The sequence below is a fragment of the Paenarthrobacter sp. 10N417 genome (genome assembly GCF_056394745.1).
The window spans coordinates 175865-200890 of the sequence record NZ_JBFTIL010000007.1; the positions used below are offsets into that span (position 1 = coordinate 175865).

General features: G+C 63.0%; 25 protein-coding genes and 1 riboswitch. Of the genes, 14 read left to right on the forward strand and 11 right to left on the reverse strand.

Features of this window, described 5'->3' with window-relative positions; all coding sequences use genetic code 11:
* Window position 1: 1 nt before the first annotated feature.
* Both AC1DCM_RS10845 and AC1DCM_RS10850 read right to left on the reverse strand, forming a co-directional pair.
* Window positions 2-739: a DUF1003 domain-containing protein gene (locus AC1DCM_RS10845; protein WP_477518231.1), complete on the reverse strand. Its 738-nt coding sequence runs from the start codon at window positions 737-739 to the stop codon at window positions 2-4.
* Window positions 720-2000, reverse strand: coding sequence for a magnesium transporter MgtE N-terminal domain-containing protein (locus AC1DCM_RS10850; RefSeq protein WP_224164857.1), 1281 nt, complete (start codon window positions 1998-2000; stop codon window positions 720-722). Before AC1DCM_RS10850 ends, AC1DCM_RS10845 begins: the two co-directional genes overlap by 20 nt.
* 76 nt (window positions 2001-2076) lie before the next feature.
* Here AC1DCM_RS10850 and AC1DCM_RS10855 point away from each other — a divergent pair, with 76 nt between their 5' ends.
* Window positions 2077-2892 (forward strand): YflT domain-containing protein, encoded by an 816-nt coding sequence (locus AC1DCM_RS10855; protein ID WP_477518232.1) that lies wholly within the window; start codon window positions 2077-2079, stop codon window positions 2890-2892.
* 92 nt (window positions 2893-2984) lie between these two features.
* Here AC1DCM_RS10855 and AC1DCM_RS10860 read toward each other — a convergent pair whose 3' ends face one another.
* On the reverse strand, window positions 2985-4568 hold the full coding sequence (locus AC1DCM_RS10860) for an aminopeptidase P family protein (RefSeq protein ID WP_477518233.1): 1584 nt from the start codon (window positions 4566-4568) through the stop codon (window positions 2985-2987).
* Between the two features lie 80 nt (window positions 4569-4648).
* On the opposite strand from AC1DCM_RS10860, the gene AC1DCM_RS10865 reads away from it, so the two are divergent.
* Window positions 4649-5494, forward strand: a complete 846-nt coding sequence (locus tag AC1DCM_RS10865; RefSeq protein ID WP_442017643.1) for a PHP domain-containing protein — start codon at window positions 4649-4651, stop codon at window positions 5492-5494.
* Between the two features lie 34 nt (window positions 5495-5528).
* On the opposite strand, the gene AC1DCM_RS10870 is transcribed toward AC1DCM_RS10865, so the two are convergent.
* From AC1DCM_RS10870 to AC1DCM_RS10880, 3 genes are all read right to left on the reverse strand, one after another.
* Window positions 5529-6464 (reverse strand): DNA-methyltransferase, encoded by a 936-nt coding sequence (locus AC1DCM_RS10870; protein ID WP_477518234.1) that lies wholly within the window; start codon window positions 6462-6464, stop codon window positions 5529-5531.
* Window positions 6465-6472: 8 nt separating this feature from the next.
* The gene (locus AC1DCM_RS10875; RefSeq protein WP_477518235.1) at window positions 6473-8182 is read right to left on the reverse strand and encodes a DEAD/DEAH box helicase; all 1710 of its coding nucleotides are present in this window, start codon (window positions 8180-8182) and stop codon (window positions 6473-6475) included.
* A 286-nt stretch (window positions 8183-8468) separates the two neighbouring features.
* Window positions 8469-9953, reverse strand: a complete 1485-nt coding sequence (locus AC1DCM_RS10880; RefSeq protein WP_477518236.1) for an RNB domain-containing ribonuclease — start codon at window positions 9951-9953, stop codon at window positions 8469-8471.
* A 41-nt stretch (window positions 9954-9994) separates the two neighbouring features.
* On the opposite strand from AC1DCM_RS10880, the gene AC1DCM_RS10885 reads away from it, so the two are divergent.
* Window positions 9995-10663: a ferritin-like fold-containing protein gene (locus AC1DCM_RS10885; protein ID WP_477518237.1), complete on the forward strand. Its 669-nt coding sequence runs from the start codon at window positions 9995-9997 to the stop codon at window positions 10661-10663.
* Window positions 10664-10708: 45 nt separating this feature from the next.
* Here AC1DCM_RS10885 and thiE read toward each other — a convergent pair whose 3' ends face one another.
* On the reverse strand, window positions 10709-11392 hold the full coding sequence (gene thiE, locus AC1DCM_RS10890) for a thiamine phosphate synthase (protein WP_477518238.1): 684 nt from the start codon (window positions 11390-11392) through the stop codon (window positions 10709-10711).
* A 27-nt stretch (window positions 11393-11419) separates the two neighbouring features.
* Window positions 11420-11537: riboswitch (TPP riboswitch) on the forward strand.
* On the opposite strand from thiE, the gene thiO reads away from it, so the two are divergent.
* The 4 genes from thiO (at window position 11530) to AC1DCM_RS10910 (ending at window position 14188) form a co-directional block, all read left to right on the forward strand.
* Complete coding sequence (gene thiO / locus AC1DCM_RS10895; RefSeq protein WP_477518239.1) at window positions 11530-12777, forward strand: glycine oxidase ThiO; 1248 nt, start codon at window positions 11530-11532, stop codon at window positions 12775-12777. Its footprint overlaps the riboswitch before it by 8 nt.
* The gene (gene thiS, locus AC1DCM_RS10900; RefSeq protein ID WP_442017649.1) at window positions 12774-13010 is read left to right on the forward strand and encodes a sulfur carrier protein ThiS; all 237 of its coding nucleotides are present in this window, start codon (window positions 12774-12776) and stop codon (window positions 13008-13010) included. The genes thiO and thiS overlap by 4 nt, the downstream gene beginning before the upstream one ends.
* Before the next feature lie 4 nt (window positions 13011-13014).
* Window positions 13015-13812 (forward strand): thiazole synthase, encoded by a 798-nt coding sequence (locus tag AC1DCM_RS10905; protein ID WP_442003710.1) that lies wholly within the window; start codon window positions 13015-13017, stop codon window positions 13810-13812.
* A gap of 31 nt (window positions 13813-13843) precedes the next feature.
* Window positions 13844-14188 carry a 4a-hydroxytetrahydrobiopterin dehydratase gene (locus tag AC1DCM_RS10910; RefSeq protein WP_442003711.1) on the forward strand — a complete coding sequence of 115 codons (345 nt, stop codon included), beginning with the start codon at window positions 13844-13846 and terminating at the stop codon, window positions 14186-14188.
* Between the two features lie 85 nt (window positions 14189-14273).
* On the opposite strand, the gene AC1DCM_RS10915 is transcribed toward AC1DCM_RS10910, so the two are convergent.
* The 3 genes from AC1DCM_RS10915 to AC1DCM_RS10925 are packed head-to-tail and all read right to left on the reverse strand — an operon-like array spanning window position 14274 to window position 15621.
* Window positions 14274-14576, reverse strand: coding sequence for a cytochrome c-type biogenesis protein (locus AC1DCM_RS10915; protein ID WP_442003712.1), 303 nt, complete (start codon window positions 14574-14576; stop codon window positions 14274-14276).
* A 35-nt stretch (window positions 14577-14611) separates the two neighbouring features.
* Window positions 14612-14836, reverse strand: coding sequence for a DUF3107 domain-containing protein (locus tag AC1DCM_RS10920; RefSeq protein ID WP_216924096.1), 225 nt, complete (start codon window positions 14834-14836; stop codon window positions 14612-14614).
* Window positions 14837-14886: 50 nt separating this feature from the next.
* On the reverse strand, window positions 14887-15621 hold the full coding sequence (locus AC1DCM_RS10925; protein WP_223946458.1) for a TetR/AcrR family transcriptional regulator: 735 nt from the start codon (window positions 15619-15621) through the stop codon (window positions 14887-14889).
* A gap of 6 nt (window positions 15622-15627) precedes the next feature.
* On the opposite strand from AC1DCM_RS10925, the gene moeB reads away from it, so the two are divergent.
* Window positions 15628-16827 (forward strand): molybdopterin-synthase adenylyltransferase MoeB, encoded by a 1200-nt coding sequence (gene moeB, locus AC1DCM_RS10930; RefSeq protein ID WP_477518240.1) that lies wholly within the window; start codon window positions 15628-15630, stop codon window positions 16825-16827.
* Between the two features lie 39 nt (window positions 16828-16866).
* On the forward strand, window positions 16867-17856 hold the full coding sequence (locus AC1DCM_RS10935) for an SDR family NAD(P)-dependent oxidoreductase (protein WP_477518241.1): 990 nt from the start codon (window positions 16867-16869) through the stop codon (window positions 17854-17856).
* Between the two features lie 86 nt (window positions 17857-17942).
* On the opposite strand, the gene AC1DCM_RS10940 is transcribed toward AC1DCM_RS10935, so the two are convergent.
* Window positions 17943-19262 (reverse strand): glutamyl-tRNA reductase, encoded by a 1320-nt coding sequence (locus AC1DCM_RS10940; RefSeq protein WP_477518242.1) that lies wholly within the window; start codon window positions 19260-19262, stop codon window positions 17943-17945.
* A 159-nt stretch (window positions 19263-19421) separates the two neighbouring features.
* Here AC1DCM_RS10940 and hemE point away from each other — a divergent pair, with 159 nt between their 5' ends.
* The 5 genes from hemE to hemC all read left to right on the forward strand — a co-directional run bounded on the left by hemE (window position 19422) and on the right by hemC (window position 25025).
* The gene (gene hemE / locus AC1DCM_RS10945) at window positions 19422-20549 is read left to right on the forward strand and encodes a uroporphyrinogen decarboxylase (RefSeq protein ID WP_477518243.1); all 1128 of its coding nucleotides are present in this window, start codon (window positions 19422-19424) and stop codon (window positions 20547-20549) included.
* A gap of 59 nt (window positions 20550-20608) precedes the next feature.
* The gene (gene hemG / locus AC1DCM_RS10950; protein ID WP_477518361.1) at window positions 20609-22048 is read left to right on the forward strand and encodes a protoporphyrinogen oxidase; all 1440 of its coding nucleotides are present in this window, start codon (window positions 20609-20611) and stop codon (window positions 22046-22048) included.
* 72 nt (window positions 22049-22120) lie between these two features.
* Window positions 22121-22822 (forward strand): hydrogen peroxide-dependent heme synthase, encoded by a 702-nt coding sequence (hemQ, locus tag AC1DCM_RS10955; RefSeq protein WP_216924089.1) that lies wholly within the window; start codon window positions 22121-22123, stop codon window positions 22820-22822.
* Window positions 22819-24042 (forward strand): ferrochelatase, encoded by a 1224-nt coding sequence (locus AC1DCM_RS10960; protein ID WP_477518244.1) that lies wholly within the window; start codon window positions 22819-22821, stop codon window positions 24040-24042. The genes hemQ and AC1DCM_RS10960 overlap by 4 nt, the downstream gene beginning before the upstream one ends.
* On the forward strand, window positions 24039-25025 hold the full coding sequence (gene hemC / locus AC1DCM_RS10965) for a hydroxymethylbilane synthase (RefSeq protein WP_477518245.1): 987 nt from the start codon (window positions 24039-24041) through the stop codon (window positions 25023-25025). Before AC1DCM_RS10960 ends, hemC begins: the two co-directional genes overlap by 4 nt.
* The last annotated feature ends 1 nt before the right edge of the window (window position 25026 follow it).

Here is a 25026-nt window from a genome sequence, read left to right on the forward strand (position 1 = left end):
GTTACGCTCGGCTTTCAGGATTTTCGGGAGGGGCCGGCTTCGCGCTGGAGTGCTGGGGCCCCGGACGCTGCGGGCGTACTTTGGGGATCTGCTGCGTACGGGGTCCACGCGACTTGTCCCGTTTCTCCTTGAGCTTCTCCTTGACCTTGTCGGCCGGAGACTCGCTGCCCTCTGCGGCGGCTTCGTTCTCCCGCAGTTCCTCCTGGGCATCGATGATGTCCTCCAACAGGCTGCGGAGTTCGGCGCGGACGTAGTCGCGTGTGGCTACTTCGCGAAGTGCGATTCGCAGGGAAGCCAATTCACGGGTCAGATATTCAGTGTCTGAGAGGTTCCGCTCGGCGCGCTGGCGGTCCTGCTGCAGCGAGACGCGGTCGCGGTCGTCCTGGCGGTTTTGGGCCAACAACAGGAGCGGCGCGGCGTAGGAGGCCTGGAGCGACAACATGAGCGTCAGGAGCGTGAAGCCCAGCTCGACGCGGTCGAACTGCCACTCCGTGGGCGCAAACGTATTCCAGGCCAGCCAGAAGAGACAGAAGATCGTCATGTAGACGAGGAACTGCGGCGTGCCCATGAACCGGGCGAAACCCTCGGTGGCATTGCCGAAAGCATCGGGGTTGGGCGAGAACTTGGGCAGTATGCGCTGACGCCCGCTTAGCGGCGTGTCAAGGCTGCCGGGATTGTTTGTGCGTCCAGTGGACCTGGGGGATCGGGTGACGTTTATATCAGCCAATGCGGCCTCCAAGTTTCCTTATAGGGGCGTCGTCCTCGTGAGCGCGCCAGTCATCGGGCAACAGGTGATCCAACACGTCATCAACAGTCACCGCCCCCACAAGGCGGCCGTCGTCGTCGACGACGGGGAGCGAGTTGAGGTTGTACGTGGCCAGGGTCCGGGCTACTTCGCTGATGTGCGCCTGGTCCGACAACGGCTCAAGGTTCTTATCAACCAGGTTGCCCAGCGGTTCAGGCGGAGGGAAGCGCAAGAGTTGTTGTATGTGGACGACGCCCAGGAACCGGCCGGTGGGGGTTTCCAGCGGAGGCCGTGTGATGAAGATGGAGGACGCCAGGGCAGGGGAGAGTTCCTCGCGGCGAACGTGCGCAAGCGCTTCGGCGACCGTGGCTTCAGGAGGCAGGATGACGGGCACGGGTGTCATGAGGCCACCTGCAGTGTCTTCGTCGTACTCCAAAAGACGCCGGACGTCTTCGGCTTCCTGGGGCTCCATGAGTTGGAGCAGTTCTTCCGCTTGGGCGGAGGGGAGTTCGGCGAGGAGGTCGGCTGCGTCGTCGGGATCCATTTCCTCCAGGACGTCGGCGGCCCGTTCCACGTCCAGCGCGGAGAGGATCTCCACCTGATCGTCCTCGGGGAGCTCCTGGAGTACGTCTGCCAACCGTTCGTCCTGAAGTTCGCTGGCCACTTCGAAACGGCGCTTGTCGCTCATCTCCTGCAGGGCTTCGGCGAAGTCGGCGGGCTTGAGGTCTTCGTGCGTTGCAACAAACTGCGTGGCCGCCTGAGGCTCGTTATGCCCGCCTGTCTGCGCGTCCGCCCAGTCAATGATGAGGGTTTCGTTGCGGCGGAGCCTGCTCAGGGGCGACAAGGAATGCCCGCGACGGACGAAGAGCTTGCTGACGAACCAGTCCTTGGACCGATGCTGATCCATCGCGATGTCCTCGATCGTTGCATCGCTGCCATCGGCAAGGGTGACGCGGCGATCAAACATTTCCGCTACCACGAGTGTTTCAGCGCCCCGTTGTTCGAAACGACGCAGGTTCACCAGGCCCGTGCAGATGATCTGGGTTTGGTCGATGGAGGTGATGCGGGTCATCGGTACGAATACCCGCTTCTTGCCCGGCACTTCCACCACGATGCCAACAACGTGCGGGGCGCCGCGGGTCCCCCGGGAGAGCACGACGACGTCGCGCAACCGGCCCAAACGATCGCCCAGGGGGTCGAAAACGTCCAAGCCGAGCAGACGCGCGACAAAGACGCGTGAGGGATGTGTGCTCATGTCTACAGGCTACCGAGTCTGCTCTCTTTTAGCTGAATTCCAGCCGCTTCACATCTACATGCGACACAATGGGGCTATGTCTAACATTTTTGGTGCTCCCAAAGCCGTTGAGGAATCCCGCAGCGTACCCCAAGGTGACACTGTTGGCTCGTACACCTCATATTTGGATGCCCAAAAGGCGGTGGACTACCTCGCGGACCAGCAGTTCCCCGTCCACTTGGTGTCGATCGTGGGCAACGACCTCAAGATGGTGGAGCGGGTAACCGGTCGGCTGAGCTACCCACGCGTTGCCCTGTCCGGTGCTTTGAGCGGCATGTGGTTCGGCCTCTTCGTCGGCGTCATGCTCTCCTTCTTCACGCCCGGTGGCGGCACGTTCTCGATCATCACCTCCGTGCTCATGGGTGCAGCGTTCTTCATGCTGTTCGGCATCGCYACCTACGCCACTCAGCGCGGCAAGCGCGACTTCACGTCCACAAGCCAGGTGGTCGCCACCAACTACGATGTCATTGTTGCCATCGAGGCAGCCCACGAAGCCCGCCGGTTGCTCCACCAACTGCCCATGAATTCCGCCCAGGCTGCCACCGGACAAGCACAAAATTACAGTCCGCCAAACGCGCCCTTCCAGCAGCCCGGCCAGGCACCTGACCGTCCTGCCACTTGGAACGATCCCTATGGCCAGCGCGGACCGGAGGCCACCGAATCCGATGCTTCCGGCGCGCAGGCTCCTGCTGCGCAGGCAGCGCAGCCTGTACAGAACCCTACGCCGTCACCGGTGCGCTATCCGGACCTGCCCGATGGCCGCCCCCAGTACGGCGTCCGGGTCACGGAGGGCCAGAATGCCCCACGGCACGAGGAACAGCAGCCTGGGAAGGACGACTCCCAGAAGCAATAACTTCAAAAGAAGCGCAAAGAGGAAGGCCACCGGATATCGATCCAGTGGCCTTCCCTTTGTGCTGTTGTCGCCTGAGGGGGCCTTTGCGGAGGCTAGCCCGCGGCTTCCTGATAGATGCCGGCCATCCAGGACTCGACGTCGTCGGCCTTGCGTGGCAATGCCGCGCTCAGGTTCACGGGGCCGTCTGCCGTCATGAGGATGTCGTCCTCGATGCGGACACCGATGCCACGGTATTCGGCGGGAATAGCCAAGTCTTCGTTCTTGAAGTACAGGCCTGGCTCGATCGTGAAGATCATGCCCTCCGTGAGGATTCCATCAAGGTAAAGTTCGCGCTTGGCCTGGGCGCAGTCATGTACGTCCAGGCCGAGGTGGTGGCTGGTGCCGTGTGGCATCCAGCGGCGGTGCTGCTGGCCTTCGGGGCTGATGGCTTCCTGAACAGAGACAGGGAGGAGACCCCATTCAGCGAGGCGCTCAGCAAGGACCGTGGTGGCTGCCGTGTGGATGTCCCGGAATTTCACGCCCGGCCGTGCGGCGGCGAACCCCGCGTCAGCAGCATCCAGGACAGCTTCGTAGACCTTGCGCTGCACCTCGGTGAAGGTGCCGTTTGCCGGCAGGGTCCGCGTGACATCTGCTGTGTACAGCGAATCAGCCTCCACTCCTGCATCCAGCAGCAGGAGTTCACCAGCGTTGACCGCTCCTGAGTTGCGGGTCCAGTGCAACACTGTGGCGTTGTTGCCGGAGGCTGCAATGGTGTCGTAGCCGAGTTCATTGCCTTCCTCGCGGGCACGGGCGAAGAACGCCCCTTCCACCACGCGTTCGCCGCGCTGGTGCGTCAGAGCACGTGGGAGGGCCCGCACGACGTCGGCGAAGCCTTCCGCGGTGGCGTCAACGGCGATCTTCATCTGCTCGATTTCCCACTCGTCCTTGATCAGGCGGAGTTCGGAGAGTGCTTCACTGAGCTTTTCGTCCAGAGCATCGAGCTCGCCCAGGTCAAGGTTCTCAGGATCCTTTGCCGTGTTGTAACGGGCAGTGTCCACCAAAGCATCGATGTTCTCATCTACCTTGCGGACCAGGCGGATGGAGATGCCGCCGATTTCGGGGGCGCCCACGTTCTTGGTGATGGCAAGTTCAAGTTCGGAAATGTGCGCCGTGGGCAGACCCAGGCGGGCTTTGAATTCTGCCAGCGTGGGCCGTGCGCCAATCCAGAATTCACCGGCCCTGGAGTCGGCGTAGAACTGCTCGGTATCGCGGCCCGCCAAGGGACGGAAGTACAGCGTCGCAGTGTGGTGACCGCCGTCGTCGCCCTTTCCTTCACCCACCGGTTCCAGGATCAAAACGGCATCCGGCTCGTGGTCCAGGCCCAACCCGGTGAGATGGGCAAATCCGGAGTGGGGGCGGAAGCGGTAGTCGCAGTCGTTTGAGCGGACCTTGGGCGGACCGGCCGGGATAACGAGCCGTTCGCCCTTGAACAGTTCAGAAATTGCACGACGGCGGCGGGCAGCGTGGTCTGCGACGGCATCACGAGCGTGGGTTACCTGCGGTGCGGGCGCCCAGTTGCTGGCCATGAATGCCTTGAAGGCATCGGATGTGGGCCGCTGCGAACGGTTGTTGACGCGTTCTTGCAGGGGCTGGGAATCTGTGGATTCCGCGTACGGGGTGTTTTCGGCATCATTCACCGTTACATCGTCCCACCAGTTTCGTGAGGAGGCCAACGGCGCAACACCCCAAGGCGGTCCGCATCCCATAGGCTGGGAAAGTGAGGATAGACCTGCATACGCACTCGAATGTTTCCGATGGAACCGAGACCCCCGCCGGGGTGATAATTTCGGCCGCAGCTGCAGGCCTGGATGTCATTGCGTTGACGGACCACGACTCCACTGATGGGTGGGAGTTGGCTGCTGCCGCTGCCAAGGAGCACGGAGTCACTTTTGTTCCCGGAATGGAGATCTCATGCCGGACGGAGCAGGGGATCAGCGTGCACCTGTTGAGCTACCTGCATGACCCTTCCCACCCCGGGCTTCTTGAAGAGATCACCAAGTCAAAGGACGCGCGGCTCACGCGCGCTGAACGCATGGTCACCCTGTTGTCCGAGGATTATCCTCTGACGTGGGATGACGTCATTCACCATGTGGCTCCTGGCGCTACAGTGGGCCGCCCGCATATCGCGGATGCCTTGGTTGCTGCCGGTGTGGTCGCGGACCGCTCGGAAGCCTTCACATCGATCCTCACCTCGCATTCGCGATATTTCGTGCAGCACTACGCGCCCGATCCCGCTATCGCCGTCGAGCTTGTCCGTGCCGCCGGAGGCGTGCCGGTCTTCGCGCACCCGGTGGCTTCGGCGAGGGGACGGATCGTGGGGGAGCGGACGTACCGGGAGATGATCGACGCCGGACTGCTTGGCCTGGAAATTGAACACCGCGACAACCCGGAAGAAGGACGCGGGTTCCTTCGCAACATGGCGTCGGAGCACGGGCTGCTCATCACGGGATCATCCGACTATCACGGAGCGGGCAAACCGAATCGGCTGGGAGAGAACCTGACATCCCCGGACGTCCTGGCAAAGATCGAGGAACTGGCAACCGGCAGCACGGTTGTTCGCTGATGGATGTGCCCCTGGTCAGGATCGCCGCGGCTAATCAGGCATTCGTGAAGGGCACTGCCTGACCCAGGGTGCCTTCCGGCTGGTCCACCGCGCCTTCCGGCAAAGGCCCCCTGCTGTGGAAGACGGCCTTGGCGCCAAGGCGCTTCCGCATGACGTCGATGGCTTGCTCGTTCTGGTCCACGCAGACGAAGTTGCGGCCCAGCTTGGCGGCAACAGCGCCGAGGGTTCCTGATCCAGCAAAAAAGTCCAGGCACCAATCGCCCTCGCGGCTTGAGGCAGAGACGATCCTGCGCACCAGGCCTTCGGGTTTCTGGGTCGGGTAGCCGGTCTTTTCCCTGCCGGTGGGCGAAACGATGGTGTGCCACCAGACGTCCGTGGGAAGTTTTCCCCGCTCGCGTTTGGCAGGCGTGACCAGACCGGGGGCCATGTAGGGTTCGCGGTCCACTTCAGCGTTGTCGAAGTGATACTTCGCAGGGTTCTTTACATACACCAGGATGTTGTCGTGCTTGGTGGGCCAGCGGTTCTTGGCCCGGGCGCCGTAGTCGTAGGCCCAAATGATCTCGTTGAGGAAGCACTCCCGGCCAAAGATGGCGTCCAGCATCACCTTGGCGTAGTGCACCTCGCGGTAGTCCAGGTGCAGGTACAGCGTGCCGTCGTCGGCAAGGAGCCGCCAGGCCTCTACGAGCTTGGGTTCCAGGAAGGACCAGTAGTCGCTGAAGGCGTCATCGTAGCTGTGAAGGGCACCCTTGATGGTGTCGTAGGAGCGTCCTTTGAACCCGACGCGGTCGCCGTCGCCGTCCGCGTTGCGGACCATGCGTGTTTCCTGGCGGCGTTGGACCCGGCCTGTGTTGAAGGGCGGGTCCACGTAAATGAGTGTGAAGGCGCCGTCCGGCAGCGTCGGGAGGAATTCCGCGTTGTCCGCGTGCACCACCAGATTGCCGCCGTCCGGCGCCCAAACAGTATCAGTCATTGAGGACTTTAGGCCTCGGAGTTGCCGGGCTGGGCGCCAGCAGTCTCGCCGGAAACCACTTMGCCGTTACGACGGCGCGTGCGGGTACGGCGCGTGCGGGCCGGCTTCTCGGCATTTTCGCCGGTCGCGGTGCGGGTTTCGGAGGAACCGGCAGCAGGGGCCGCATCGGCGTCGGATGTACGACGGCGGCGGGTACGGTTGCGTCCGCCCTCACCGTTGGATTCAGAGTTGGCTTCGCTGGACTTGGCTGTGTTTCCACGGCCACGTCCGCCGTCCCTGCCACGGCCACCATCGCGTCCACCGTCACGGGATGAACCGCCGGAACGGGAGTTCTTCTTGCCTGTTTCGCCCAGGTCCTCCAGGACCTCGGCATCGACACCGGCAAGCGTACGCTTGTTGCGCGGGAGGCGGCCCTTGGTGCCCTCGGGAATGTCGAGGTCACTGTAGAGGTGGGGGGAGGAGGAGTAGGTTTCAACCGGCTCGGGAACGCTGAGCCCCAGTGCTTTGTTGATCAGGCCCCAGCGGGGCATGTCGTCCCAGTCGACGAAAGTGACGGCGGTTCCCTTGTTGCCGGCTCGGCCGGTACGGCCCACGCGGTGCAGGTAGATCTTTTCGTCTTCCACGCACTGGTAGTTGATAACGTGCGTAACGTCATCAACGTCGATGCCACGGGCGGCAACGTCCGTGGCAACCAGGACGTCCACCTTGTTGTTGCGGAAAGCACGGAGAGCCTGCTCGCGGGCGCCTTGGCCAAGGTCACCATGGATCGCAGCAGCGGCAAATCCGCGGTCGACCAGTTCCTCCGCGACCTTGGCAGCTGTGCGCTTCGTCTTGGTGAAGATAATGGTGCGGCCGCGTCCGCGGGCCTGGAGGATGCGGGCCACTACCTCGGTCTTGTCCATGCTGTGGGCACGGTAGATGAGCTGGCGGATGTCGCGCTTGGTGAGGCCTTCGTCGTTCGGGTCGGCAGCGCGGATGTGGGTGGGCTGCGTCATGTAGCGGCGGGCCATCGCGATGACCGGGCCAGGCATGGTGGCAGAGAAGAGCAAGGTCTGGCGCACGGCCGGCGTACCTGCGATGAGTGTTTCCACGTCCGGCAGGAAGCCGAGGTCCAGCATTTCGTCGGCCTCGTCCAGGATCACCATTTTGACGTTTTTCAGGCTGAGGTGCTTCTGCTTGTAGAGGTCAATCAAACGGCCTGGCGTGCCAACAACTACCTCGACACCCTTCTGCAGGGCGTCAACCTGTGGCTCGTAGGCGCGGCCACCATAGATCGTGGCGATGCGGGCGTTGCGTTTACGCGATGCCGTCTGGAGATCATTAGCCACCTGTACCGCAAGCTCACGCGTAGGAACGATGACCAGGGCCTGCGGTGCGCCGGGGACGGCCAGCTTGGCGTAGCCGGGGTCATCCCGGCCTTCCACGCGCTGCAATGCCGGAATGCCGAAACCGAGGGTCTTGCCTGTACCGGTCTTGGCCTGGCCGATGATGTCGTGGCCGCTGAGGGCTACGGGCAGCGTCATGGCCTGAATGGGGAAGGGGTGGGTAATGCCGGCGTCGGCGAGGGATTCGACGATGTCGGCGCGGACGTTGTAGTCAGCGAACGTTTTCTCTTCGATCTCGTGGGGCGTCTCATCAGAGATGATCGTTTCCTCGGGCTCGATGGATTCGGTGCCGGTGGCGTCCGTCAGGACTTCATGGGTGTGCAATTCACTCACAGGGAGTTTCCTTATTCATTTGGGCATTGGCGCTGCATGCTCAACGGGTGGCGGAGCCGTACCGGAGCACGAACGGGCGCGCAAGCTAATCCAGTGGAAGCCGATCGCGGGCTATCTAAGTACTGGCACTGGTGACCAGCGGGCACATCTCAAGATCGCGTAGGGGCGGGCTTGTTGAGTTCAAAAATTAACTGAATCAACGACCGGGCATCCATTACTACAGGGTCAGTCTATCCTCTGGGAGCCCTAAAGCCCGGATCGGCGGCAGTTCGGGTGCTGCGGGGCTTCACGGGAGCAGGGTAAAACGGATCTCGCGGCTGGCGATATCGGCCTTCAGGAGTTGCACCCGAACCTTGGTGCCTGACTCCAGTTCGCCGTCACACCGGGCTGTCACGGCGGGTTCAGCGATCTGGATGATGCCGAAGGGCCCATTGCCGTTTCCGTTTCCCCTTCCATTGCCATTGGTGGTCCCATTGGACGGCTTGGAACCGGAGATGACCACTGCATCGAACTCCTCGCCGATGTGGTTCGCGACGAGTGCAGCTTCCACGGTGTCCATGGCCAGACGCTCAAGCCGCCCGGCCAGTTGGTCGGATGACGCCATGATCTCAGGCAGGGATGGAAGTGCTTCCCGCGCCCACGCCGGGATCTGGTGGCCGTTGCTGAGGGCCTCGCAGATCACCAGGACAAAGCGGTCGATGAGTCGGCGCAAAGGGGCAGTGGTGTGAGCATAGGGTGCGCCGATGGCTGACTGGATGACGTTTGGGGGAAGCTCACCATCGAAAGGCGTGTAGCCTGCGCCGCGGAACAGCGTGCCTGCCGAGTGCAGGATGGCAAGCTGTTTGGGATCCGAAGCGTCAAGTGTCCGAAGGTACTCACCGTAGGTAACCTCGCCGTCCCACGGTTTCCCCAGAGCCTTGGTCTGGCGCTTGAAATGGAGCAGCGACCGTTCATCCGGCGCCGGCATGGTGCGCAGGATGCCCACTTTTCCGTCGAGCATCAGTTGGGCCGCTGCCATCCCGGTCATGAGGGATATCTGCGCGTTCCAGTCCTCCACCGGCAGGGAGGGCGCGGCCACAATCCTGTAGCCCCCGCCGCCGGTCGCCTGGACGATTTCCTGCTCCGGCATGTTCAGGTTGGCGCCACCGCGCAGCCGTTCCAGTTCCACCCGCTTCAGGCCAACCTCCTTGAGGAGCTTCAGGACCGTTGGGGCTGTGCCGGCATCGATCTGTTCCTGGGCACCCTTGTAACTGAGCTTGGCGCGGCTGCGGACAGTGCCACGGGCCACCGACGTAGCGGACACCTCCGCATTGTGGTCGAGTTCGAAGTCCCACACGAAGGCGCTGCAGTCCTGACCAGCCAACAGGCTTCCGGCGTTCTCGCTGATCACTTCCGGGTGCAGGGGGATCCTCCCGTCAGGAGCGTAGAACGTTTGTCCCCGTTGCCGCGTCTCTGCATCGAGCGCCCCGCCGGGAGCAACAAAGGATGGCACGTCGGCGATTGCGTAGAGGACTTTGTAGCCGTCGCCGGCCCGTTCAATGAATACGGCCTGGTCCAGATCGGTGGACGTGGCTGGATCGATGGTCACGAACGGAATGTCCCTGAGGTCACGCTCTGGCAGTGTGTGTTTTTCTACTGCTTTCCTGGCTTCCGCCACGGCTTCGGCCGGATACTCGCCTGGGAGCTCCAGTTCGGTCCGAAGGGCTGCAAATGCCTCTGCGAGCTGGTCCGACGAGTCGTCGACGTTGGGCGAAATCCGATGATGTGACACGAAAATCAGGTTAGCCCGAAATCGCTGGATAGTCTTGGACCATGAGCACTTCCTTGGACGATAATGCTCGCGTCCAGCGCCTCTCTTCGGAGCTGCTGGGAGCCATGGCGTACGGCGAGCTCTCGGCGTTTGGCCGGCTGTCTTTCGACTCCCGGTACGCTCCCACCCTGCACGACAGGGCAGTGTTGGCAAAGATTGCCGTTGGGGCTTACGGAAACTTTGCCTTGATCAGCAGCCGGCTCTCGGAGATGGGACTCGATGCCGAAGAGGCCATGCTTCCGTTCCAGCGCTCGTTTGACCACTTCCATGAGCGAACAAAGCCGGCGGACTGGTTTGAATCAGTCATGAAGGCCTATGTGATCGACACCGTGTCATCGGACTTTTACCGCATGGTCGCTTCGTACCTCGACGGCGGGACGCAACTCTTTGTCCAGAAGGTGGCCTCCGCCGACCAAGCCACGGAAGTATTACGCGTCCTCCTGCGCAGGGCCTTGGCTGATGATCCTCGCCTGGCATCGCGACTGGCTTTGTGGGGCCGCCGCCTCGTCGGTGAAGCGCTGACCCAGGCCCAACGCGTGGGCATGGAACATCCTCACTTGGGACCGCTGCTCAAGGGCGGCGGGGATGCCCGCACTGCAGTCAAGGCCCTTACCGCTGAACTTGCCGAGCGGCATGGCCGACGGATGTCCGGGCTCGGGCTCACGGCTTAAGAGACTTTCGCATATCCTCGGCTGCCGCCAGGGCGCCGGCGGTGATTATCCGGCGTCGAGCGCTTCCAGCAGAGTCTTTGCCGCCGCCGTCGGATCCTCCGCCTCAGTAATGGCCCGCACCACGACGATCCGGCTCGCTCCCGCAGCCACCACCTGTTCAATGTTGGTGAGGTCGATGCCGCCAATCGCGAACCAGGGGAGGAGGACGCCACCTACGGTCTCCGCATCCGCGCGCATTACGGCTTCTGCGGCATATGTGACCAGATCCAGCCCGACTGCTTCACGGCCGGGCTTCGTGGGCGTTGCCCACACCGGACCAACACAGAAATAATCCAGTCCGCTCCTGCCGGGGGAGGCAGCTATAGCGGCGTCAACCTGTTCCGGCGTATGGGTGGAAAGGCCGATCACGGTGCGGTCGTGGAGGAGGTGCCGTGCGGCGGGCAGGGGGATGTCCTTTTGCCCGATATGGAACACCGGAGCCCCGGAAATACTGGCAACATCGGCGCGGTCATTGACGGCCCACAGCCGTCCGTGCCGTTGGGCGACGTTGTGCAGAACCTCCAGTACCTCAAGCTCCTCAGCGGCCTCGAGCGTCTTGTCGCGAAGCTGGATGATGTCAACGCCGCCCTCAAACGCGGCGTCGACGAAGTCTTCGAAATCGCCTTGGCGTTTGCGGGCATCAGTGCACAAGTAAAGGCGGGCAGTGGTGTGGACATCATGCTGGGTCATGGAAACCAGAGTAGTTCCTCTAAACTGGGCACGTACTGCGGGAGCCGTGACAGCGTCATATGACCGTCCGGCTGAGAGGGCTTCAGCGCCGACCGCTTGACCTGATCCGGCTAGTACCGGCGTAGGGAAGGAAACACATGGCAGAATCCGGCCAAACCCCCTTGCAGGCAGACGTTGCAGTGATTGGTGGCGGCATCGTTGGCCTTGGCATCGCCCACGAAGCGCGCCGCCAGGGCCGCTCGGTGGTCCTCATTGATCCCACCCCCGCGGCCGGTGCGACGTTTGCTGCCGCGGGGATGCTGGCTCCGGTCAGCGAACTCCACTACCAGGAGGAACACCTCCTGGAACTCATGCTGGAATCCTCCCAACTGTGGCCCGCTTTCATCCGGGGCGTCCATGGCGGCGAATCAGCCACCGGATACCGCACGACGCCGACAATCGCCGTTGGTGCCGACGCCGCCGACCGCCGCGCCCTCGCAGACCTCCGCACAGTCCAGCAGGCCGCGGGCCTGCACGTGGAGCCATTGTCATTGCGGGAGGCGCGCCAACGTGAGCCTTTGCTGAGTCCACAGATTTCCTGTGCCTTCGACATACCGGCCGATCACCAAGTGGACCCGCGGCGGCTTGCACGATGCCTCATGGAAGGGTTGGCAGCCCACGGACCAGGTGACGCAACGTGGGTTTCCGGAGCGGAGGACGGTTTCGCCCTGCCGTTCCACGCATCCCGTTTGCTCTGGGATGGGGACCGCGTCTCCGGGGTTGAACTGGCTTCTGGCGCAGTCGAGGCCTCGGAAACTGTGATCGCCTGCGGGCTGGACGCGGCCAGGATCGGTAATCTCCCCGAAGGTCTCAGTCTGCCCCTGCGGCCCGTTTACGGCGACATCCTCAGGCTGCGCGTCCCCCACCACCTCCAGCCCCTCCTCACATCCACCATCCGGGGTATTGTCCGCGGGGTGCCCGTTTACATCGTGCCCCGGGACGATGGCACCGTGGTGATTGGAGCCACCCAGCGCGAGGACGGACTATCCGCCTCCACCAATGCAGTCTCCGCCGGAGGCGTCTACCAACTCCTGCGGGACGCCCAAATCCTGGTGCCTGCGGTGGCGGAGTTGGAACTGCTGGAAGTGACAGCCCGCGCACGGCCCGGCACTCCGGACAACGCACCATTACTGGGACGCGTTGCCGGGCGCGCGGGCACCATCGACGGTCTCGTAATCGCAACCGGGTTCTTCCGCCATGGCGTCCTGTTGACGCCTGTGGCCGCCAGAATCGTCGGCGGGCTGATCAGCGGGTCAGCCGATCCCCGATGGTCCAACTTCACCCCTGATCGATTTACGGCAACGCCGGATCACCGCCTCCAACCAGCAACCAAGGACACACCATGAACATCAAACTCAATGGCTCCGTTCATGCCGTGGCGGATGACGCATCCGTCAGCACGCTCGTCAGCGCCATCACAGGCCGCATCCTGGACCACCGCGGACAGGCGGCCGACGGCGGCAAGCTGGGTGTCGCCGTCGCACGCAATTCCGAGGTAGTGCCGCGCAGCCAGTGGGCCGCGACTGCGCTCGCCGATGGAGACGAACTCGAACTCGTAACCGCAGTCCAGGGAGGCTGAAAAAATGACAGTAGCAAAATCTGACATCCGCACAGATGCTTTGGTGATCGACGGCGTCGAATTCGGCTCCCGCCTGATCATGGGTACCGGTGGTGCACCGAGTCTTGACGGGTTGGGAGCAGCCCTTCTGGCTTCAGGAACGGAACTGACCACTGTGGCAATGCGCAGGTACTCACCGGCCGAGACAGGCTCACTGTTTCAACTCCTGCTGGATCACAACATTCGGGTCCTGCCCAACACCGCTGGCTGTTTTACTGCCAAAGACGCAGTGATGACCGCGGAGCTCGCCCGGGAGGCGCTGGAGACAGACTGGGTGAAGCTGGAAGTCATCGCCGATGAGCACACACTTCTTCCGGATGCGGTGGAACTCGTGGAGGCCACCGAACAGCTGGTGAACCGCGGCTTCAAGGTCTTCGCGTACACCAATGATGACCCTGTCCTGGCGCTGCGCCTGGAAAACCTGGGTGCCGCAGCAGTCATGCCCCTCGGCTCGCCTATTGGTACAGGGCTGGGCATCCTGAACCCGCACAACATCGAACTGATAGTGTCCCGGGCCTCTGTCCCGGTAGTGCTCGACGCCGGCATTGGAACCGCGTCCGATGCCGCGCTCGCCATGGAACTGGGATGCGATGCTGTCCTGCTGGCAACAGCCGTGACCCGTGCGCAGAACCCCGTGCAGATGGGTGAAGCCTTCAAACACGCAGTGATCGCCGGTAGGCTGGCCAAGCAGGCTGGCCGAATCCCGCGCCGGGAGCACGCCCTCGCGTCATCGGCCATGGAAGGCCGGGCAGAGTTCCTCTAAATGCAGAGTTCCTCTCAATGAAGGAGCAGTGGTGGCTGACAGGAAAGAGCCATTGACCCAGATCGCCGTGGAGACCGCCCTCAAGGGCCTTCCGGACTGGAAGCTCCAGGACGGCCTCGTGACGGTATTCAAAACCTCGACGGCGGCCGACGCCCTGGCGCTTATCGCCGCCATTGGCCGGATCGCCGAGGAACAGAACCACCACCCGGATCTTGACTGGCGTTACAACAGGGTGTTCTTGCGCTACGTTTCCCATGACGCAGGCGGCCAGGTGACCCAACGCGACATCGCGGCAGCCGCTGCCGTGAGCGAGGCCGCGGCCGCGTCCGGTGCCTTGGCGCAGCCGGATCGCTACCCGGGAGTTTCAACGGGATAGAAGAGGTTAAACGGTGCTGGCCATCACCCACGGGGTGGTGGCCAGCGTCGTTTAAAACTGAACAGTGCCTTAGAGTCTCAGTGCCCTAGAGCCTCAGGGCTTTGGTGAGGGCGGCGGTGTCATGCTGGGTGCGCGTGCGGCCAAGAAAGAGCACAACGGCAATCGCGATAACCGTCCCCAACACGATAGGGAGGATCCAGGGGATCCAGGTCAGCCCGGGCTGGTAACCAAAGCCGGCCATGATGAAAGCTATCCAGCTCAGCACGCCGACGGTTGTCGAAACGCCCGCCGGCAATGCAATGCCGTACTTGCCGTGTCGCTTGTCATTTGCCCACACGATGAATCCTGTAGCGATGGTGGCAAGAACCACCACAACGAGTGAAAGCATGGAGACTCCTTAGCGGCAGCTGTAACCGGGAACCGCTAGAGTGCGCCGAAACCGACGCGGCGGACTTCCTCAGCACCAATTTCAACGTATCCCAACACGCTGCCGGGAACGATGATCTGGCGGCCTTTCTCGTCGGTGAGCCGAAGATCCGAACCCTTGGAGATGGCCTCTCCGACAATCTTGGCTACAGCATCAGCATCGAGTGCGGATTCGAGCACGATTTCACGGCCAACATTCTGAATGCCGATCTTTACTTCCACAGCAAGGCCTCCAAGCCAATCAAGTTTTAAGTCAGTCCTCTATTTGTAGCCTAGGACTCTTTGGGGAATCGACTGATTCCGCGCCAAGCTAAACGATAGATCAGATCGCTGGCTACATCGAGGTCGAGGTTTCCATCGGTTTCGAGCCAGTAGCGGGCGCTGACCTGCGCCATTCCTGCAAGTCCCCGGCCCAGGAGCTGCGCCTCCAGAGGGGGCAACTTGGTGTCCTCGGCGATGACATGGGCCACTGCGTCCGCGAACGTTTTGTTGAAGGTCTCCAAGCGCGAGCTGACATCGGGGTCATTAATGAGGTCAGACTCGAAAACCAGCCGGTGGGCTTGGTCGTCGTCGGCAATGAACCTGTAGTAGGCCCGCATAACTGCCTTCACACGCTCTTTGTTGTCCGTGGTTGAGTTCAGCGCATTGAGCATCAAATCGGTCAGGGCAGCCAGGTGGCTGTCCAGCAGCGCCATGTACAGCTCGCGCTTGGAAGGGAAGTGTTGATACAGGACCGGCTTGCTCACATGCGCTGTCTCGGCGATTTCGTCCATGGCGGCACCATGGAAGCCGTTGGACACGAAAACTTCCAAGGCGGCGTTAAGCAACTGTGCGCGGCGCTCGTCCCGGGGCAACCTTGCTGAACGCGTCGAACCAGTCCGTTCTTGCTTCGCTGGTGCTCCATCGTTTGCCCGTGTGCCGTCAGCCACAGTCTGCCGCCTTTCCTTTGCAGTTATGACCACTGTACCGGTGGGTAATATGACCGGGCGGCATCGGCAGGCATACATTGGGGTATGGCCTCAATTCTTGCTGCCCACCCCGCGCCCGCTGTCCTGCCGCCCCTCGTTGAACCGGCCGCCGCACTAACGCCGGCCGAGGTGGAACGGTACTCCCGGCATCTCATCATTCCGGAAATCGGCGCTCTGGGCCAACGCAGGCTTAAGAATGCGAAAGTTCTTGTCATCGGTGCCGGCGGGCTGGGATCTCCAGCGTTGCTGTATCTCGCCGCGGCGGGTGTAGGAACCCTGGGAATAGTTGACGACGACGACGTAGACCTCAGCAACCTGCAGCGGCAGGTCATCCACGGCGTCAAGGACGTGGGCACCCCCAAAATCGAATCTGCGCGGAAGGCCATTGAGGAGCTTAACCCTCTGGTGGATGTTGTCCTGCACAACGTCCGCCTTGACTCCTCGAACGCCTTGGAACTGTTCGCCGATTACGATCTCATCCTGGACGGCGCTGACAACTTTGCCACCCGTTACCTGGTAAACGACGCCGCCGCGATTTTGGGCAAGCCGTACGTTTGGGGCTCCATCTTCCGCTTCGATGGCCAGGTCAGCATCTTCTGGGCCGAGCACGGCCCCAGCTACCGGGATCTCTACCCGGAAGCCCCGCCTGCCGGCTCAGTGCCTTCATGCGGTGAGGGTGGAGTCTTCGGTATGTTGTGTGCCGCCGTTGGATCCCTCATGGTGACGGAGGCAGTGAAGCTGATTACCGGCGTCGGGCGTTCCTTGCTTGGCCGTGTGGCGCTGTTCGATGCCCTTGGCGGCAGCTGGCGCGAAATCAAGGTGTCCAAGGACCCTGAAGCGGAGCCCATCACCGAACTCATGGATTATGAAGCATTCTGTGGGGTGACTCCGGCTGCTGCCACTGACCTGGAGCACACCGTCACCGCGAAGGACCTTGCCCGGATGCTGGCAGAGCGGGAAGCTGGTGAACGCGACTTTGAATTGGTGGACGTGCGCGAGTCCGGCGAGCACAGCATCGTGAACATTCAGGGATCGGTCCTCATCCCGCAGGGCAGGATTCTTTCAGGCGAGGCCTGGGTCGAGTTGCCGCAGGACAAAGACATCGTGTTCCACTGCAAGGCAGGGACGCGCTCTGCTGCCGTCCTGGAGGCCGCGCAGAAGGCAGGCTACACCCGCGTCAGCCATCTCGACGGCGGCATCCTCGCCTGGGTCCGTGACGTCGAGCCCGAAAAGCCCGTCTACTAGTCGTTGCCCGTTCCCAGACTTCTCTGGGAAGCTCAGGCAATGAGCGAACATTGGACAGAGACAGAGCAGCATCCCATCGGCTCCGGATTTGGGCACGGATCCACTGCCAGGGAGGTCATTGACGGGATCAACCTGCAGGGCAAGACAGCAATCGTAACGGGAGGCTATTCCGGGTTGGGATTGGAGACCGTGCGGGCCCTGGTCTCGGCCGGGGCTGACGTAACGGTACCTGCCAGGCGGCTTGAGCACGCCCGCTCCGTCCTCGCGGACGCAGGCCTCTCCGGGGCCGTCCACGTGGAGCACATGGACCTCGCCGATCAGGACAGCGTCAAGGATTTTACCGCCCGCTACCTGGCCGGCCACGAAAAGCTGGACATCCTGATCAACAACGCTGCCATCATGGCCAGTCCTGAACAACGTGTCGGGCCGGGATGGGAAGCCCAGTTCGCCACCAACCATTTGGGGCACTACACATTGGTCAACACCTTGTGGCCGGCGTTGGAGGCATCAGGGAATGCGCGCGTTGTCTCATTGTCATCGACCGGGCACAAGATCTCACCGGTCCGGTTCGAGGACTTCAATTTCAGCACCGGTTATGACAAGTGGCAGGCCTACGGGCAGGCAAAGACAGCCAACGCCCTCTTTGCGGTGGAACTCGACCGCCTGGGCCGTGAATCCGGTGTACGGGCGTTCGCCGTCCATCCAGGCGGGATCATGACCGAGTTGCAGCGGCACCTCCCCAAGGAGGAAATGGTGGCCGCAGGCTGGATGGACGCCGAGGGCAAGGTGCGCGAAGGTTTCAAGACGCCGGAGCAAGGGGCAGCTACGTCAGTTTGGGCGGCGACGTCCCCGGCTTTGGCCGGCATGGGCGGTGTCTACTGCGAGGACTGTGACATTGCCAATCCGACCGACAAGGCGTCTCCGCTGGCGCGCTACCAGGGAGTCGACGCCCACGCGGTGGACAAAGCCGACGCAAGGAAGCTGTGGGCGTTGTCGGCAGAGCTGACCGGGATCAACGCGTTCGGCTAATCGGATCTCGTTAGCCGGATCTCGTTTTCCGGATGCGCTCAGAAAGCATCGGTTCCCCCGGCCGCTTCGGGCTGGGGGCTGGGACGTCAGGCGCTTTCGGAGCGGAGTTGCTCGTGGTCCACGGGGCATTCTGCAGTAGCGGGAGCCTGGGGCTGCTCCACCTGGATGCCGTACAGGGCTTCCAAGGCGGCTACATAGTCGTCTTGTTGTCCGTTGGCTGCCAGCTCGCGGGCGCGCACGGTCGGAATGTGCAGGAGCTGCTTGACCATCCGGCGGAGCGCAAACTCCACCTCTTCGGCAGCGGCGGTGCAACCGTGGCGGGCGCGGACCTTTTCCATTTCCGCGTCAAGTACGTTCATGGTGTGGCGGCGCAAGGCCACGATCGCGGAGTCGACGGAGCGGGATTCGCGCTCCGCTTCGAACGCCGTTGCCGCGCCGTTGACGATCTCGCTGGCGTGGGACAGCGATTCTGCCTGCTCCTGAGGTGCAGCGAGACGTACGGACTCAAGAGTGAGGAGTTCCACGCCGTCGAGCTCGCCCACGGCAGGATCGAAGTCATGGGTGAGCGCGAGATCAATCGCGATGAGTGGTTTACCGGAATTCGCCCTGACGCGGGCCAGATCCTCAGCTTCAACGCGCGTGTCCGAACCGCTGCATCCGATCATGACGTCGGCTGCGGCAACCGCCGCCGGAAGGCTATCGGCGTCGAGCGCTGTGCCACCGCGGGTGGCGACGAAACCCTCGGCGCGGCCGGAGGAAGAGTAGACGGAAATGTCGGTGCATCCGCGTTCACGGAGCAGGGACATGGTGGCCCCGGCATAAGCGCCGGTTCCGAAGACAACTACCTTCTTGGCAGACCAATCGTCGCTGTCAGAGAGGTCCGTTGCCAGATCCAAGGCTACCGAGACGATGGAAAGGCCGCGGGAGCCGAGGGCCGTCTGGGCGCCAACGTCTTTTGCGGTCTTGGATGCAGCCTGGAAGAGGCGGACGAGCCCGGAACTCGCCGTGCCCTCCTGCTGCGCCGTGATCAGGGCACGGCGGACCTGGCCGGCGATTTCGCGTTCGCCCACCACTGCAGAGTCCAAGCCGGCGCTTACAGCGAAGAGGTGCCGGGTGACATCGGGCCCGGTGTGCGTGCTGAAGGAGCGGGACACGAGTTGCTCGTTGAGGCCGCTCAATTCGCTGATCTGGGAGACAAGGGCCGAACGGGCGGCTTCGAGGCCTGCTCCGTTGGCTGTTTCGCCGTAGATCTCGTAGCGATTGCAGGTTGCCAGGACTACGGCGCCCGAGACCAACGGGGATCCGGAGAGGGCCGAAGAGGCAAGCTCAGAGGAACCGTTGCTCAGCTGAGCAACGGTTTCGAGGTCGATGTCGGCGTGTGTAGCCACCAATGAGAAAAGAACCACAGCACCCCAATCATAGCTTTTTCGCAGGCCGGTAGAACAATGCGGCGCAGTGGGAATTCACACGCGGTTCCGTGATCCCCGCCACCCCACCGGTTGGAGGGGTGGGACGTGACAGCCTGTCGTTATCTTTTGGCCGGGATTTTCGGCACAATCAAAGGCATGACTTCTAGCGCGGCAGCATCCAATAGTACGGCCACCAACGCCCCTGCAGGCGAACCTGCCGGCAAACTTAGCGCGGATCACCCGTTGATGGACGGCCGTACGTCGGACTCCCCGCTCATCACCGCCTACCGGGGCGGCAAGCCGTCCCGCAGACCTGTATGGTTCATGCGCCAAGCTGGCAGGTCCCTGCCGGAATATCTGAAGGTCCGTGAGGGCGTTGCCATGCTGGACTCCTGCCTGCGCCCCGAACTGGCCGCGGAAATCACCCTGCAGCCGGTTCGCCGCCATGACGTGGATGCCGCGATTTTCTTCTCCGACATCGTTATCCCGCTGAAGCTCGCAGGCGTTGGCGTGGACATCGTTCCGGGCGTCGGTCCGGTCTTGGACAAGCCGATCCGAACGGCAGCCGATGTGGCTGACCTCCCCAAGCTGACCTGGGAAGCACTCGAGCCCATTCGCGAAGCCGTTCGCCTGACAGTGGCGGAACTGGGCAAGACTCCCCTCATCGGGTTCGCCGGCGCGCCGTTCACGCTCGCCGCCTACATGGTGGAGGGGAAACCTTCGCGGGACCACCTCGGCCCCCGGACCATGATGCACGCGGACCCCGAAACCTGGACAGCCCTCGCCAACTGGGCCGCGGATGCTTCCGGAATGTTCCTTCAGGCACAACTTGAGGCCGGGGCGTCAGCCGGACAGCTCTTTGACTCCTGGGCTGGGTCATTGGGCCTGGCTGATTACGCCAAGTACGTGGCTCCTGCATCGGCCCGGGCGCTGGATCACGTGCGCGGACTGGGTGCTCCGCTGGTGCACTTCGGTACCGGCACGTCCGAGCTCCTTGTCGCTATGCGCGACGTCGGTGTGGACGTTGTGGGGGTGGACTACAGGCTGTCACTTGATGAGGCCAACCGCCGTCTGGGTGGCACGGTTCCGCTCCAGGGCAACATCGACCCCGCCCTCCTCCCGGCCCCGTGGGAGGTCCTGGAGGCGCATGTCCGCGAAGTGATCGCGGCGGGCTCGCAGGCTCCAGGCCATGTCCTGAACCTGGGCCATGGCGTGCCCCCGGAGACGGACCCGGCCGTCCTGACGCGGGTTGTGGAGCTCATCCACTCGATCCCGGCAGAGTAGGACGCATGCGCGGGGAACACGTCCACGGCAAAGCGAAGGAAGCAGCCACTAAACCATCAATGCCTGGACCTACAGCTGTAGTGGTCGGTGGCGGTATTTCCGGCCTTCTTGCTGCGAGGGAACTGGCCATGGCGGGAACCTCGGTGGCCATCCTTGAGGCGAGCGAAGCCTGGGGTGGTTGCGTGGGAAGCCACGTGGTAGCCGGCCTGTCATTGGACAGCGGGGCCGAGTCCTTTGCCACGCGGTCCTCAGCTGTCGCCGATCTGGCGCGCGAGCTCGGACTGGAGGGCAAGATCGTTTCCCCGCACCCGGGCGGCGCCTGGGTGCAGCTGCCGGATGGACCGCAAGAGCTGCCCAAGACTGGAATTCTTGGTATCCCCGCCAATCCTTGGGACCCCGAGGTCAGGCGTTCCCTGGGCCTCGCCGGCGCCCTGCGTGCATCCCTGGATCGCTGGCTGCCCACATCTTTCGGCGCATCATCGGAGGTCTCCAGCGTGTCCTCACTGGTGCGCGCCCGTATGGGGAAGAGAGTCCTGGAGCGGCTGGTTGCTCCGGTGGTGGGTGGTGTCCACTCCGCCGATCCTGGCTTATTGGACGTCGATATGGTGGCTCCGGGCCTCCGCGTCGGCCTGAAGAAGCATGGGTCCCTGGCTGCGGCTGTCGCTGCCCAGCGCAAAGCAGCCCCCGGGTCCGGTTCCGGATCCGCGAAAGCAGGTTCCGCCGTCGCGGGTTTGAAGGGTGGCATGAACACACTGGTCGCCGCGCTGGTTAACGACCTGCGTCGCCGGGGCGTGGACATGGTCAGCGGAAAGAGGGCTGACGCCGTTTCGAAAACGGGCAATGGTTGGCGGGTCACCGCCGGTGAAACCACGTACGACGCCGGCCGGCTGGTAGTAGCGCTGGGTGGTCCGGCTGCGGTGGGGCTCCTGGAAGGGGCCATGCCGGAACTGTCCGGCCTACGCCCTGCTCCGGGCCCCTTGGTGAGCTTGGTGACGATGGTTGTTGACCTCCCCGAGCTGGACGGGCGGCCCCGTGGGACGGGGATACTCGTGGCCCCTCAAACGCCGGGAATCCGGGCGAAGGCCCTGACGCATGCCACTGCCAAATGGGACTGGCTGGCAGAAGAAGCCGGGCCGGGCACGCACGTCCTGCGCCTTTCCTATGGCCGCCGTGAGGATGCCGATGGGGGAGCGCCAGATGTTGTCATGGACGATGAACAGTTGCTGTCCGCAGCGCTTGATGATGCTTCCACATTGTTGACGGTGCCCGTTACGCGCGCGGACATTGTGGATTGGGATGTGGTGCGCTGGGCAGGCGCCTTGCCGTTTGCCGCCGTCGGTCATAAACAGCGCGTAGAGCAGGTCCGGAAGGTGTGCGCCGCAGCCGATGGCCTGACGGTGGTTGGTGGCTGGTTGGCAGGTAATGGCCTTGCCGCAGTAGTGTCGGATACCCGCTCGCAGCTTGCCCAAGGCATCGGCGATATTCGCCCAATTTCGTGATTTGTGTCACTTCTACGCCTTGTAGAAGTGATCCGTTTCGACTTAGTGGCTGGCACGGGGCAAACTTGAACCATGAGCCACACTTCTGCCGAATCTGTCACTAAAACTGCTGGAACCGAAGAGCAGTTCTTTACGCTCTGGACCGTCTTCAAGCGCTCGGCCGACGTCCTGCGCAGCGGCGATGCTGCCCAGGAATTCGAAGCCCTTGAAGGGAAGCTCGCCGAAGAAGGCGTGACCCTGCGGGGCAGTTACGATGTTTCCGCCATGCGCTCGGACGCCGACATCATGGTGTGGCTCCACGGATCCAAGCCGGAAGACCTTCAGTCCGCCGTCCGTTCCATTCGCCGCAGCAAGCTCTTTGCCGGCACCGAGATCGTCTGGTCCGCCATGGGCGTGCACCGGGAAGCCGAGTTTGCCAAGAGCCACGTCCCGGCCTACGCGCGGGGCGTCGAGCCCAGCACGTGGCTGTGCGTTTATCCGTTCGTCCGCTCCTACGAGTGGTACCTGCTCCCAGCGGAAGAGCGCGGAAAAATGCTGCGTGACCATGGAATGCTGGGTCGGGAGTTCCCGCAGGTCATCTCGAACACCGTTTCCTCGTTCGCGCTGGGTGACTGGGAGTGGATCCTTGGACTGGAGGCACCTGAACTCGTTGACCTCGTTGACCTCATGCGCCACCTGCGTGCAACCGACGCCCGTAACCATGTCCGCGAAGAAATCCCGTTCTACACAGGCCGCCGGGTGACTGCTGCCGAGATTGCAGAGGTCCTCGCATGAGTGGCCTTGCCGTCTCCACCACCCCCAACGAGGTCACCGAGCGTGGCCGCCAGGAAGCAAAGCAGTACGACGCCGTGCTCCTTGCATCCTTTGGTGGTCCTGAAGGCCAGGAAGATGTCATTCCCTTCCTTCGCAACGTGACCCGCGGCCGCGGCATCCCGGATGAACGCCTTGAAGAGGTCTCACACCACTACCGCGCGTTTGGGGGCATCAGCCCCATCAACCAGCAGAACCGTGAACTGAAGGCGGCGATCGAGGCCGAGCTCGCCAAGCGCGGCATCGAGCTTCCGGTCCTGTGGGGTAACCGGAACTGGGATCCGTACATCGCTCCGGTCCTGCAGGACGCCTACGACGCCGGCCACCGCCGGATCCTGATGCTCACCACCAGCATCTACTCCTGCTACTCCAGCTGCCGCCAGTACCGTGAAGACATTGGCATCGCCCTGACGGAAACAGGGCTGGACGGCAAGCTCGAGGTGGACAAGATCCGCCAGTACTTCGACCACCCGGGCGTTGTGCAGCCTTTCCTTGAAGGTGCCGCCGCCGGCCTCGAAGAAATCCGCGCCAAGCTGATTGCCGCCGGCGAATCCGACCCCGATTCGAAAATCCGAGTCCTGTTTGCCACCCACTCCATCCCCACGCGTGATGCCGAAGCAGCCGGCAGGTCTGAGGACGAGCCGCGCGAGTTCGCAGAAGGATCTGCCTACGCGGCACAGCACCTGGCAAACGCCCAGGCCATCATGGATGCCGTTGCCCCGAACGTGGCTTGGGACCTCGTGTACCAATCCCGCTCCGGCGCGCCGCACATTCCTTGGCTGGAACCGGACATCAACGATCACCTCGAAGAAATCGCCCCCGAAGGCGTACGCGGCGTCGTGATCGTTCCCCTCGGCTTCGTCAGTGACCATATGGAAGTTGCATGGGACCTGGACACTGAAGCCCTGGAGACCTGCAGGAACCTGGAGATCGAAGCCACGCGCGTGCCCACCCCGGGAACGCACGCTGCCTTTGTGTCAGGGCTGGTTGACCTGATCTGTGAACGCACGGTGGATAACAACATCGCCGATCGCCCCCACGTTACGGACCTTGGTCCTTGGTACGACGTCTGCCGCCCCAATTGTTGCGAAAATTTCCGGGGAGCAAAGCCGGTTATTGCCGAGGTCGGCTCCACTATCGGCGTCGGGCATGAGGCTTACACCTCCTCGGAGGTCAGCAAGTGAGCATCCGCATTGGCACCCGGGCCAGCAAGCTCGCGCTGACCCAGACCCAACAGACCGCCGATCAGCTGGCAGCCGTTGGTGGCTTCCCGGTGGAGCTGGCGCATATCAAGACCGAGGGCGATGTCAGGACCGGCTCCCTGTCACAGATGGGCGGCACGGGTGTCTTCGTGGCGGCCCTGCGCGATGCCTTGCTTGCTGAGACCTGCGATGTCGCTGTTCATTCTTTGAAGGACCTGCCTACGGGGGCTGCAGTTGGACTAAGCATCGCTGCTACCCCCAAGCGCGTGGATGTCAGGGATGTCCTGTGTGCCCGGGATGGCCTTACCCTTGCCGAATTGCCCGGTGGCGCCAAGGTTGGCACGGGCTCACCCCGGCGTGCGGCGCAGCTAAGGGCGGCCCGGCCTGACATCGAGGTGCTGGATATCCGTGGAAACGTGGACACGCGCCTGGGACGCGTCCCCGGGCTTCCCGGCAACGTCACCGACCAAGTTGTTCCCGGCAAGTCCTGCGACCTGGACGCCGTAGTGCTCGCTGCTGCTGGGCTGGAACGGATGGACCGGCTGGACACCGTGAGCGAGTTCTTCGAGACGGATGTCATGCTGCCTGCCCCGGGTCAGGGTGCGCTGGCCATCGAATGCCGCACGGCGGACGCCCCGCAGGTGGAAGGCTCCAATGGTGTTCTCGCCCAGGCTCTCGCTGCATTGAACGACGACGACACCCGACTTGCTGTGACAGCTGAACGTGCCGTCCTGGCCCGGCTCGAAGCTGGCTGTGCCGCGCCGGTAGGCGCTTACGCCTTCAGGAAGGGCAGCACGCTGCACCTTGAAGCCGTTGTCTGCGCCGTTGACGGCACCAAGACCGTGCGCGAGAAGAAAGCCACGGATGGCCTGACCGAAGTGGGGGCAACGTTGCTCGGCATTGAAGTTGCGGAGCTTCTGCTCGCTGCTGGTGCCGCGGAGATCGCGGATCTTGCAGCGTCCTGAT